We start from the raw sequence: 11,802 nt of genomic DNA, 5'->3' as shown, positions 1-11,802 counted from the left end.
ATGACGGGGGCAGGCGGGCAGCGCTCCGCCGGCACGCCCGGCGGCGTGCGGTCGGTGAAGCAGTGCGGGGGTGAAGGTGGGCTAGGGTGTGTTCGAGAAGGCGGCGCTGTCCCCCTCCATGCCCAGCAGGGCGGCATTGGCCCAGTTGCCGCAGACGGCGGCGGGTCTGGCACCGATGGCGCCCAGGGTGCGCAGGCTCAGCCGGCGCAGGCCGCGCACATCGATCTCGGGCTTGACCACGCCCGGTGCCTTGACCAGCCCGCTGTCATACAGCAGGCGGCCATCACCCCAGACCTGGAACTGCAGCCCGCCATGGGCGCGGCAGCTGTCGTCGACGCCCAGGTCGGCGCGCAGCAGGCGCCAGTCGCCCTCCAGCGCCAGCTCGATGCGGCTGCTCGCGCCGACGCCCAGGCCCTTGCGGAACAGCAGGCCGTTCATGCGCATCGGGGCCTGGGCGCCCGGCGCCTGGTCGCGCGCCACGCTGCGGGGCACGGCGGCGAGGTCCGACAGATAGCGCAGCAGCTCCGGGCGCTCGGCGCTGCGATGCTCCAGCACGCGGAAGCGCGACAGAGTGACGGGCCCGACCTCGGCCGGCAGGCTGGCGTCCAGCGCGCGGGCCGTGCCCTGCGCCGCCTTGTCGGCCGGCGCCTGGCCATCCGGGTTGTGGGTGCTCAGCACGCGAAAGCGCAGCAGGCGGCCGGCCGTGGGCTCAAAGGAAATCTGCTGCGGCTCCTGCTGCAGCGCCAGCCGGCCCTTGTGGATGGGCGCGCCCCAGTCGCCATTGCTGTCGGCCATATAGACCTCGTAGTCGCGCACCTGGCCATGCTTCCAATGCTGGTCGGTGCGCGGCGCGATCTCGATGCCGTCGATCAGGCGGCGCTCGCCGAAGCCCAGGGTCCATTCATGCGCGCCATGCTTCAGGGCCTGGTTGCGGGTGCTGCGGAACCAGGTCTCGGGCAGGGCGTCGAAGGCCTGCTCCAGCGGATGGCCGGGCTCCTCGGTCGGGCGGTTGACCACGCTCAGCGCATCGGCCGGCAGCTCGCGACCCACCGCCGGCGCGGCGGGAAACTCGTCCTCGGGTGCGGCGGCGGCCGGCAGGCGCAGCGCAAAGTCCAGCGGCTGACGGATGTCCAGCGTGGCAGTCTTCACATGCACCGTACCCAGGCGGTCCGCCGGATCAAAGAACCAGCCCTGAGCGGCCGCGTCGAAGGCGGCACGCTCACGCAACTCGGGCAAGGCCTGACCCTGCAGCGCGACGCGCTCCGGCCGCTGGCGGCTCAGCAGGCGCAGCGCGTAGCGGCGCTGCGGCTCCTGGCCGGCATAGCTGCCGACGACGGCGCTGATCGCCACGCGCAGCTCGCCGCCGGCCGCGCCGGGCGCTGCCATGCGGATCAACTGCTCGCTGAACTTTCCTGCAGCGTACTGGCGGGTCTCGCCATCGTCCTCGTAGAGCGCGTAGCTCGACTCGCCATGCGGGTAGAGGTCCAGGGTCAGCTCGTCCTTGGGCTTGTGGCCGTCGTACAGCATCTCCGGGTACATCGGCAGGATGGCGCCGGCGCGCACGAACACCGGCAGCTTGTCCAGGCTCACCTGCAGGTCGATCTGGCGGCCGGCCGCGCCGGCGCTCAGCTGGCGGCCGTCCCAGTAGTCGATCCAGCGGCCCCCATCGGGCAGATGCGGCAGATGGATGCCCTGGCGCCAGCCCTGGCTGGCGGCCTGGCTGCGGTAGACGGGCGCCACCAGCAGTTCGCGGCCGAGCAGGAACTGGTATTTGTGCGCCTCGGTATGGGCCTGCGGGTCATGGGCGTAGTCCCACATCAGGCCGCGCACCGGCGGCGCGCCGCTTTGCTCGGCCTCGCGCGTGAGTCCATACATATAGGGCGTCAGGCGCAGCTTCAGCTTCAGGTAGCGGCGGTTGATGCTGCGGTAGGGCTCGTCGAACCACCAGGGATGCTTGCGCGCCGCTGCGGCCCAGCCGGACATGCCCATCAGCACCGGCGTGAAGCTCTTCCACTGCAGGTCGCGGGTGTAGGTCTCGGCGCTGCCGCCGAAGATCGCATCCACATCGCCGGTCGCATAGGCCTGGCCGGACAGGCCGGAGCCGATCAGGGTCGGCACATGCCAGCGGATGTAGTCCCAGCTGGCGCTCTGGTCGCCGGTCCAGGTCACCGCATAGCGCTGGATGCCGGCCCAGCCCATCACGGTCCACAGAAAGGGGCGGGCGTCGGCGTTGTTCAGGATGCCGTCATAGGCCGATTTGTTCGCGTCCATCGCGAACTGGTAGCCCTTGCCGGTCCAGGCCACGTCCAGCTTCTGCGCCCGGCTGCCGGCCTGGCCGACCTCCCAGGCGATCTTGTCGACACCGTTCTCGGTCCACAGCCCGGTGCGGAAGCCCTGCTCGCGCAGGCCCCGCACCACTGCGGGCAGCTCGGTATAGCCACAGCCATAGCCGTCGTTGGGCAGGATCCAGCCGCCGGGCATGTCGTGCTCGCGGTATTTCTTGGCCACCGACTCGATCACGTCGGGCGTCTTGCCGCTCGGACCGTCGCTCCAGCCCTTGGGCACGGTGCCTGGCTTCTTGATGTTGTCGCCGTCGTTGTAGCAGTCGGCGTCGCCGTACTCGAGCGCCCAGCGCGGCAGCAGGCGGGCGCGGCCGGTCAGCTCGGTATAGCGGGCCAGCACCTCGCGCAGGCTGGTGCCGACGAAGTAATAGGCATCGAAGCGCCCCTCCTTGTGCTCAAGCGCCAGCTGCTCGGGCTGCCGCAGGTCGTAGCTGCCATCGCTCCAGGTGTTGCGCAACATGCCCCAGCCGCGCGAGCTCATCAGAAAGGGCGCCGGGCTGGGCCGGTGGCCCTCCTCCCAGCCGCCGGAATAGGACACCTCCAGCTGCCGGCCCTTGAACTCGTAGCGGCCGTTCTGCTGGCCGCCGCCGAAGAAGCGCTCGGCCGCGTCGCTGCTCAGCGTCTGCACGCTGCGCTCGGGCGCCAGGTCCAGCGGCTGCAGCTCACGCCACAGCGCCTGGGCCGGGCCGGCACCGTCGATCCGGTCCAGCTCGAAGCGCAGCGGCTTGCGGTAGATGCGCAGCGCCAGCGAGTGGGTCTTCAGCAGCAGATGGTCGGGTCGCTCGTCCAGCGTGAAGGGCACAGCCTCATAGGACTGCGGCAGCACGATGGGCGCGGCCTGGTCACCAGCGCCCTCTAGGCTCAGGCCCCTGCCGGCCCAGATGCGCAGCAGGTCGGGGCGCAGCAGGCTGATCTGCAGCTTGACCCGGGCATCGGTCTGCAGCTCCCAGCGGCTGCCCTGGCCGGCCTCGGCCGGCAGCGGCTTGATCTCGCGCAGATTGCCCACCGGCGCGGCCAGCGCCGCCAGCGGCAGGCCAGCCAGCAGCAGGGCCGCGATACGGGCTCCGGTCTTGCGCAAATTCCCAGCGTCCATTCCTCTAGTCCTTGTGGCCGGATCGACGGGGCATCGAAAGCCCGTTCGAAATCATTTGCGCAAACTCTATGCAGACAATCGAAATGAGTCAACGAAATCGAAAGTGAATTGCTAAGAAAAAGTGACAATGCAAGGGAAATTCCCTAGCAATCAGTGGCGAACAATCTTTCGAATCAATGAGTTTTCGCGGATTTTCTTTCTTTTCAATGTACAGCGGCAATACAAGCCGTATGGAAATCGAATCTTTCGTTGGCAAAGAGCCAATTGCACGCTACTCCGAGCACTCATTTCGCACATTTCTTTCGATTTATCTTCCTATTTTCTTTCTTTGTTTGACACTTCGAAAGTTAAAAGTTATCGTTGCCGCAGACTTCAGTTCCTGTAATGACTCAGCACCACCTTCATCTCGACGATCACGAGGCCTGGTGCCGGCTCGGCGGCCAGCACCCCGCCGAGGAAATCCGGCACCAGCCCCAGCTGTGGCTGGCCCGGGCCCGGCAGGTGCAAGAGCAGCAGACCCGGATCGACACCTTCCTGGACGACTGGCTGAGCCGGCCCGGGCACCGCGTGATACTGACCGGTGCCGGCAGCTCGGCCTATGTCGGCGAGATCGCCGCCGAGGCGTTGAACGCTGCCTGGCCGGCCCAGATCCAGGCCATCCCCAGCACCAGCCTGCTGACCCATCCGACCCTCTACCTGGACCCCGCACGGCCCACCCTGCTGGTGTCCTTCGCGCGCAGCGGCAGCAGCCCGGAGAGCCTGGCCGCCGTGGAGCTGCTGCGCCAGCGCGTTCCCGGCGCCCGCTTCCTGAACATCACCTGCAATGCCGCAGGCGGCCTGATGCGGGACAGCGAGGGCCGCGCCGACACCTTGAACCTGCTGATGCCGGCAGGCAGCTGCGACCGCGGTTTCGCGATGACCAGCAGCTTCAGCAGCATGCTGCTGGCGGCGCTGGCCGCGCTGGGCGAAGCGCCCTGGGCCCAGCGGCTGCAACGCATCGAACAGCTGGCCGAGGCGGCCGCTGGCGCGCTGGCCGCCTGGGGCCCGGTTGCCGCCGAGCTGGCCCGCGAACCCTTCGAGCGCATCGTCTACCTGGGCAGCGGCCCGCTGGAAGCGCTGGCCAAGGAGGCCGCGCTGAAGGTGCTGGAGCTGACCAGCGGCCGCGCGCTGGCACTGGCCAATACGCCGCTGGGCTTCCGCCATGGCCCGAAGTCGGCGCTGAACCCGCAGACCCTGGTGCTGCTGCTGCGCAGCGGCGACGCGACTGCGCGGCGCTACGAGCAGGACCTGCTGGACGAGCTGCGCCGTGATCAGGTGGCCGGCCGGGTGCTGGCCGTCGGCCCGGGCGAGACCTTGGATGCGCCGGCGCTGGACCTGCCCGACGCCTGGGCCGCGCCGCTGCCGCTGCTGCTGGCCCAGCTGTTCGCGCTACACAGGTCGGCCGCGCTGGGCCTGACCCCGGACAACCCCTTTCCCGACGGCACGGTCAACCGCGTGGTGCAGGGCGTCACGATCTATCGCCATGAGCAGCAAGCCTGAGTTCTTCCACGGCATCGACATCGGCGGCAGCAAGATCGAGCTGGTGAGCTGCGATGCGGCACTGGCGATCCGCCACCGCCAGCGCATCGATACGCCCGGCCGCGACTATGAGGCCTTCCTGGACGCCGTCTACGGGCTGGTGCTGGAGGCCGACCGTCAGCTCGGCGGCGCGCCGGCCCCGGTGGGCCTGGGCATGCCCGGCGTCACCGACCCACGCAACGGCGAGCAGCTCAGCTCCAATGTGCCGGCGCTGAACGGCCGGCGCCTGTTGCCGGCGCTGCAGCAGCGGCTGGCCCGGCCGGTAGTGCTGGGCAATGACTGCCAGTGCTTCGCGCTCTCCGAGGCCCAGGGTGGCGCGGCCGAGGGCCGGGCCAGCATGTTCGGCGCCATCCTCGGCACCGGGGCCGGCGGTGGCTATTGCGTCGGCGGCCGGCTGATCCGCGGCTATAACGGCCTGGCCGGCGAATGGGGGCATTGGAGCCTGCCGGCCGGCCTGCTGGCGCGCCACCGCCTGCCGCTGCTGGACTGCCCCTGCGGGCTGCAGGGCTGCCTGGAACGCTATGTCTCCGGTCCCGGCCTGGCCCTGCTGTACCGCCAGCTCGGCGGCCCGGCGCTGGACGTCGCCGCGATCGCGGCGCGCGCCGCTGCCGGCGAGGTCGGTGCCCAGCGTTGCCTGGCCGTGCATCTGGACCTGCTGGGCCACGGCCTGGCGAGCCTGGTGCTGGCCCTGGACCCCCATGCCATCGTGCTGGGCGGCGGCCTGTCCAAGCTGGACCACCTCTATGCCGAGCTGCCCGCTGCCGTGGGCCGCCATCTGTTCAAGGGCGCCCAGGTGCCACCCATCCTGCCACCGCGGTTCGGCGACGCTGGCGGCGCGCGCGGCGCGGCCCTGCTGGTGCGCCAGCTCGGCACGGACTGACCCGCTTCCTTCCCCCTTCTTTTCCGGACCGATCCGATGGCTTCCCTGCTGCAAACCCTTCTGCAAGAACATCACGGCCGAGGCCAAGCGGTCGGCCTCTACAGCGTCTGCTGCAGCAATGAGCAGGTGCTGCTGGCCGCGATGCAGGTGGCCCAGCGCTATGAGACGCCGCTGCTGATCGAGGCCACCTCCAACCAGGTGGACCAGTTCGGCGGCTATACGGGCATGACGCCGCCGCAGTTCCGCGACTATGTGCTGGCACTGGCCCATCGCCAGGGCTTTGCGGCCGAGCGCCTGGTGCTGGGCGGCGACCATCTGGGCCCCAATGCCTGGCAGGATCTGCCCGCCGCCGAGGCGATGGCCCATGCCCGCGAGCTGATACGCAGCTATGTCAGCGCCGGCTTCCAAAAGATCCACCTGGACTGCAGCATGGCCTGCGCCGATGACCCGCAGCGCCTGCCCGACGCCACGGTGGCGCAGCGCTCGGCCGAGCTGGCCGAAGTATCCGAGGCTGCCGCCGCCGCGGCCGGCCTGCCGGCGCCGCTCTATGTGATCGGCACCGAGGTGCCGATTCCCGGCGGCGAGGCCTCGCTGCAGGACGGCGTCGCGGTGACCCGGCCCGAGGCCGCTCGCGCGACCCTGGCGGTGCATGCCCGGGCCTTCGAAGCGACCCCGGCGCTGCGCGCGGCCTGGCAGCGGGTGATCGCGCTGGTGGTGCAGCCCGGTGTCGATTTCGACCACAGCCAGGTCCAGCATTACGAGCCGGCCGCCGCAGCCGAGCTGTCGGCCTTTGTCGAGGCGCAGGACCTGCGGCCCGGCCTGGTGTTCGAGGCCCATTCGACCGACTACCAGACCGAGGCCGCGCTGCATGCGCTGGTGCGCGACCATTTCGCGATCCTGAAGGTCGGCCCGGGCGCTACCCATGCGCTGCGCGAGGCCTGGTTCGCGCTGGCCTCGATCGAGCGCGAACTGCTGCCGGCCGAGCAGGGTTCGAATCTGGTCGAGGTGCTGGAGCACAGCATGCTGGAGCAGCCGCGCCACTGGCGCAAGCATTACGACGGCAGCCCGGCCCAGCAGCGCCTGGCGCGCCGCTACGCCTTCAGCGACCGCAGCCGCTACTACTGGGGCGAGCCGGCGGTGCAGCAGGCCCTGCAGCGCCTGATCGCCAACCTGGACGGCATCGCCCTGCCGCTGCCGCTGATCAGCCAGTACCTGCCCGAGCAGGTCGAGGATGTGCTGCTGGGCCGGCTGGCGCTGTGTGCCACCGCGCTGGCCCAGCACAAGGTAGGCCTGGTGCTGGCCCGCTATGCACGCGCCTGCAGTCGCAATCAGGCGCCGCAAATCGAAAGTGATTCTTCCGCAGTTCTTTCGTACCGTTAAGCTTTCGCTATCAATCCCGAGCAAGCGAAAGAAAGAACGGAGCCCGTCATGCGAAACACCAGCCAGCGACGCGAACAAATTCTGCAGATCCTGGTCAAGAACGGATCGGTGCAGGTGGCCGATCTGGTGGCCCAGCTGGGTGTGTCCTCGGTGACCATACGCGCCGACCTGGCCACCCTGGAGAGCCAGGGCCTGGCGACGCGCAACCATGGTGGCGCGGTACTGACCCGCACCCCGCCGGCCGAGCAGGACATCCAGGCCAAGGACGGCCTGAATGCCCTGCTCAAGGAAGACATCGGCGCCTGCGCGTCCCGCCTGGTCCAGCCCGGCGACAACATCATCCTCGACTCCGGCAGCACGACGATGCCGCTGGCCCGCCACCTGCGCGACGCGCGCGGCGTCACCGTGATGACCAACGGCCTGAATATCGCTTGGGAGCTGTCGCGCGCCGAGGGCGTGGAGCTGATGCTGACCGGCGGCCTGCTGCGCAAGCAGGCCCTGTCGATCCAGGGGGCGCAGGCCGAAGCCTGCCTGAACGCCTACAACTTCGACAAGCTCTTCCTTGGCGTCGACGGCCTGGACCTGCAGTTCGGCCTGACCACCCACCATGAGGCCGAGGCCAGCCTGAACCACCGCATGGTGGAGCGGGCCAAGAAGGTCATCGTGCTGGCCGATGCCTCCAAGTTCGGCCGCGTCAGCCTGCACCGCATCGCGCTGCTGGACAAGGTGCATACCGTGATCACCGACGCCGGCATCAGCGCCGAATACCGCGACGGCTTACAGCGCCTGGGCATCGAACTGATCATCGCCGGAGCACCATGAACGAGCTGGCCGGCCGGATCCTGACACCCGAGGGCTGGGTCACCGGCCGGCTGCGGCACGACGCGCGCATCCAGCACCTGGAGGCCGACGCCGGTGCGCCGGCGCAGCGCTACATCCTGCCGGGCTTCATCGATCTGCATGTGCATGGCGCCGCCGGCGTCGACATCATGCAGGGCGGCTCGGCCGCCGTGACCGTCGCGCGCGCCCATGCCCGCCATGGCACGACCGCGATGCTGGGCACGACGATGACGGCCCATGAGCCCGAGATCCTGCGCGCGCTGCGTGGCCTGGCCCCGGCCATCGCCGAACGCGCGCCGGACGGCGCCCGACTGCTGGGTGTGCATCTGGAAGGGCCTTTCCTGAGCCACAAGCGTCTCGGTGCCCAACCGCCGCTGGTGCTGCAGGCCACCCTGGCCAAGGTGCAGCAGTTCCATGCGCTGGCGCCGATCAAGGTGCTGACCCTGGCGCCCGAGATCGAGGGCCACCTGGCCCTGATCCCTCTGCTGGCGGCGATGGACATTCGCGTGCAGCTGGGCCACAGCGCCGGCAGCTACGAGGACGGCGTGGCGGCACTGAGGGCCGGCGCGGCCGGCTTCACCCATCTGTTCAACGGCATGACTGCGCTGAACCATTACGAGCCCGGCATCGTCGGCGCGGCCCTGGCCCATGCCGAGTACGCCGAGCTGATCCCCGACCTGCAGCATGTGCACCCGGGCGCGATGCGAGTGGCGCTGCGTGCCATCCCCAAGCTCTTCTGCATCACCGACGCGACCGCCGCCACCGGCATGCCCGACGGCGAGTACGCGCTGGGCCCGCAGCGGGTCTACAAATGCCTGGGCTGCGTGCGTCTGGCCGGCGGCTCGCTGGCCGGCAGCGCGCTGACCATGGACCAGGCGCTGCGCAATCTGGTCGAGCTGGGGCTGGACCTGGACGACGCCTCGCGCCGGCTCTCGCAGTTCCCGGCCGACTACCTGGGCCTCGCCGACCGTGGCCGGCTGAGGCCCGGCGCCTGGGCCGATCTGGTGGTGCTGGACGAGGCGCTGCAGCTGCAGCAGGTCTTCGTCGAGGGCCAGGCGATTCCACTGACTCCGCTGTCCTTTTCTGCAAGGAACCCCGCCACATGAATGCTCCCGCCCTGACGGCCGCAGCCGCGCCCGCACGCCCAAGCTGGTACACGCGCTACCTGCTCTTCATCGCCGGCATGGGCGGGCTGCTCTACGGCATCGACCTGGGCATCATCGCCGGCGCCCTGCCGTACCTGGAGGCCACCGCCTCGCAGGCCTGGAAGCTCAGCACCCAGCAGCTGGGCTTCATCGTCGCGGCGGTGCTGCTGGGCAGCGTGCTGTCCTCGCTGTTCGCTGGCGCGCTGGCCGATGCGATCGGCCGCCGCTGGGCCATGGTGCTGAGCGGAGCCCTGTTCACGCTGAGCATCCCGGTGATCGCGCTGGCCGAGGGCTACACGCCGCTGCTGCTGGGCCGGCTGCTGCAGGGCATCAGCGGCGGGCTGATCGGCGTGGTCGTGCCGCTCTACCTGGCCGAATGCCTGAGCCCGGCCATGCGCGGCCGCGGCACCGCGATGTTCCAGCTGCTGCTGACCATCGGCCTGGTGGTGGCCGCGCTGATCGGCCTGTACCAGACCCAGGCGGTCGAGGCCGCCGCAGCCAGCCTGCAGCCCGAGGCCCTCTACGCGGCCAAGGACCATGCCTGGCGCAGCATCTTCTGGATGTGCCTGACCCCCGGCCTGGTGTTCACCGCCGGCGGCCTGCTGCTGAGCGAGTCGCCGCGCTGGCTGCTGCTGCGGCGCGGGCGCGTCGCCGAGGCCGAAGCGGCGCTGCGGCGCGGGCTTGATACGCAGCAGGCCGAGGCCGCGCTGCGCGAGATGCAGCAGACCCCGGCCACCGGCCCGGACGGCGCCGCCCCGCGCGACAGCCTGCTGAGCCGCCGCTACCTGGTGCCCTTCCTGCTGGCCTGCCTGATCCTGGCCTGCACCCAGGCCACCGGCATCAACTCCATCCTGGCCTACGCGGTCAACATCCTGAACCAGGCCGGCCTGCCGGGCTCGGCCGCGAACTGGGCCGATGTCGCGATCAAGCTGCTGAACGCCGCGATGACACTGCTGGCCGTGTTCCTGGTCGACCGCAGGGGCCGCAAGTTCCTGCTGATGCTGGGCAGCGGCGGCATCATGCTGTCCCTGGTGGCCGCGGGCCTGCTGTTCCAGAGCTCCGAGCGCGGCCGCCAGGATGTCGGCGCGCCGCTGCAGGCCCGGGTTGCCGGCGATGCGCTGGAGCTGCGCCTGGACGCCGAGGCCTGGGCCGCGCTGCGCGGCGGCACGGCGATGGACGGCAGCCAGCAGCTGACCCTGTCCTACTCCTACGGCGCCTTCAGCAATGTGCAGACCCTGCGCAACGATGGCGGCGCGCCCGTCTTGCTGCGCATCAGCCGGGCCGACACGGTACAAGCCGACGGCGTGATCGGCGGCTTCTTCCGCCGCCTGCACCTGAACCCCTTCGCCGACCCGGCGGACGCCGCCCGAGCGCCGCTGCGGATCGACCAGGCACGGCTCGGCCCGGTGCCCGGCACCACCCATGGCTGGCTGGTCGCGGGCTGCATCCTGGCCTTCGTGGCCTTCTTCGCGGTCGGCCCCGGCGTCTGCGTCTGGCTGGCGCTGTCCGAGCTGATGCCGACCCGCATCCGCTCCAACGGCATGAGCATCGCGCTGCTGATCAACCAGTTCGTTTCCACCGTGATCGCCGCCGTCTTCCTGCCCACTGTCGGCCACCATGGCTATGCGGCGATGTTCTATTTCTGGGCCGGCTGCAGCGCGGTGTACTTTCTCGCTGCGGCCCTGCTGCTGCCCGAAACCAAGGGCAAGAGCCTGGAAGAGATCGAGGCCTCTTTCGCGCGCCGGCGCTGAGCGAGACGTCCTCAGGGCGCCAGCTTCTCGCGCAGAAACTGCGCGAACCCGGTCGGCGTGCTGTTGCCATCGTTGCGGCCCTGCAGCGAGCGGATGCGACCTTCGTTGAGCGCGCGGGCCATGTCCATCATCAGCGCTGCGGCGTCGGCCGCCAGCCCGGCCTCGTGCAGCTCGGCCGCCATCACCTCGTAGGGCAGCTGCTGGTAGACCAGTGCCGGGCGGCCCAGCTGCAGGGCCAGCTGGCACGCCAGCTGCTCGCCGCTGAGGTCGCAAGGGCCCAGCAGCTCCTGCACCGACAGGCCCTGCCAGTCGCGCGCCAGCAGGGCCGCGGCGGCCGCGTCGCCGATGTCACGGGTGGCAAGCATGGGCACGGCCAGATCGGGACGCAGCGCATCGACCAGCGGGGCGCCGGCGCTCAGGCCCGGCAGCTGTTCCAGCAGGTTCTCGAAGAAGGCGCCGGGGCGCAGCAGGCGCAGGCCGGGCAGCCCGCCGAGGCTGAGCTCCAGCGCATGCAAGCCCAGGATCACCCCAGTGCCCTCGGTCTGCTCGGCGCCCAGGCTGCTCAGCGCCACCACATGGGGCACGCCGGCGCCGTGCAGCGCCGCCGCGATCGCCTCGGCATCCTCGCGCTGGCGCTGCAGGAAGCCGGGCCGGTCCAGCTCATGCGGCAGCATCACATAGGCGGCATCGGCGCCCTCGAAGGCCGCGCGCAGATAGGCCGCATCCTGCAGCCGGCCGATCTGCGGCTCGGCGCCGGCCGCAGCCAGCGCCGCCAGGCCCTCGGCCGAACGGC

Annotated in this window: 8 protein-coding genes; 6 read left to right on the top strand and 2 right to left on the bottom strand. The window is 70.2% G+C overall.

Translation table 11 applies throughout. From position 1 onward, the window contains the following. Positions 1-81: 81 nt before the first annotated feature. Positions 82-3,435, bottom strand: coding sequence for a TIM-barrel domain-containing protein (locus PO768_RS05865; protein WP_272645301.1), 3,354 nt, complete (start codon positions 3,433-3,435; stop codon positions 82-84). Positions 3,436-3,819: 384 nt separating this feature from the next. Here PO768_RS05865 and PO768_RS05860 point away from each other — a divergent pair, with 384 nt between their 5' ends. From PO768_RS05860 to PO768_RS05835, 6 genes are read left to right on the top strand one after another with little or no spacing between them, the layout of a single operon-like run. Further along, positions 3,820-4,974: an SIS domain-containing protein gene (locus PO768_RS05860; RefSeq protein WP_272645300.1), complete on the top strand. Its 1,155-nt coding sequence runs from the start codon at positions 3,820-3,822 to the stop codon at positions 4,972-4,974. Then, entirely contained in the window at positions 4,958-5,893 is a 936-nt protein-coding gene (locus tag PO768_RS05855; protein ID WP_272645299.1) for an ROK family protein, read from the top strand. The genes PO768_RS05860 and PO768_RS05855 overlap by 17 nt, the downstream gene beginning before the upstream one ends. 36 nt (positions 5,894-5,929) lie before the next feature. Then, positions 5,930-7,273 carry a D-tagatose-bisphosphate aldolase, class II, non-catalytic subunit gene (locus PO768_RS05850; RefSeq protein ID WP_272645298.1) on the top strand — a complete coding sequence of 448 codons (1,344 nt, stop codon included), beginning with the start codon at positions 5,930-5,932 and terminating at the stop codon, positions 7,271-7,273. Positions 7,274-7,321: 48 nt separating this feature from the next. After that, positions 7,322-8,095 carry a DeoR family transcriptional regulator gene (locus tag PO768_RS05845; protein WP_442953184.1) on the top strand — a complete coding sequence of 258 codons (774 nt, stop codon included), beginning with the start codon at positions 7,322-7,324 and terminating at the stop codon, positions 8,093-8,095. Further along, entirely contained in the window at positions 8,092-9,219 is a 1,128-nt protein-coding gene (gene nagA, locus PO768_RS05840) for an N-acetylglucosamine-6-phosphate deacetylase (protein WP_272645297.1), read from the top strand. The genes PO768_RS05845 and nagA overlap by 4 nt, the downstream gene beginning before the upstream one ends. Further along, complete coding sequence (locus PO768_RS05835; RefSeq protein WP_272645296.1) at positions 9,216-11,009, top strand: MFS transporter; 1,794 nt, start codon at positions 9,216-9,218, stop codon at positions 11,007-11,009. The genes nagA and PO768_RS05835 overlap by 4 nt, the downstream gene beginning before the upstream one ends. Positions 11,010-11,020: 11 nt before the next feature. Here PO768_RS05835 and PO768_RS05830 read toward each other — a convergent pair. Next, on the bottom strand, positions 11,021-11,802 hold a 782-nt coding region (locus tag PO768_RS05830; RefSeq protein ID WP_272645295.1), incomplete at its 5' end, for an NmrA family NAD(P)-binding protein.

This window comes from Paucibacter sp. XJ19-41, assembly GCF_028462495.1.
GTDB lineage: Bacteria > Pseudomonadota > Gammaproteobacteria > Burkholderiales > Burkholderiaceae_C > Roseateles_E.
The sequence above is the reverse complement of the archived record's forward strand: the minus strand, read 5'-3'. Positions and strand labels throughout refer to the sequence as shown.

Excerpts from the sequence above, each read along its gene's own strand:
- PO768_RS05865 (WP_272645301.1), bottom strand. The coding sequence starts at position 3,435 with ATGGACGCTGGGAATTTGCGCAAGACCGGAGCCCGTATCGCGGCCCTG.
- PO768_RS05860 (WP_272645300.1), top strand. The coding sequence starts at position 3,820 with ATGACTCAGCACCACCTTCATCTCGACGATCACGAGGCCTGGTGCCGG.
- PO768_RS05855 (WP_272645299.1), top strand. The coding sequence starts at position 4,958 with ATGAGCAGCAAGCCTGAGTTCTTCCACGGCATCGACATCGGCGGCAGC.
- nagA (WP_272645297.1), top strand. The coding sequence starts at position 8,092 with ATGAACGAGCTGGCCGGCCGGATCCTGACACCCGAGGGCTGGGTCACC.
- PO768_RS05850 (WP_272645298.1), top strand. The coding sequence starts at position 5,930 with ATGGCTTCCCTGCTGCAAACCCTTCTGCAAGAACATCACGGCCGAGGC.
- PO768_RS05845 (WP_442953184.1), top strand. The coding sequence starts at position 7,322 with ATGCGAAACACCAGCCAGCGACGCGAACAAATTCTGCAGATCCTGGTC.
- PO768_RS05835 (WP_272645296.1), top strand. The coding sequence starts at position 9,216 with ATGAATGCTCCCGCCCTGACGGCCGCAGCCGCGCCCGCACGCCCAAGC.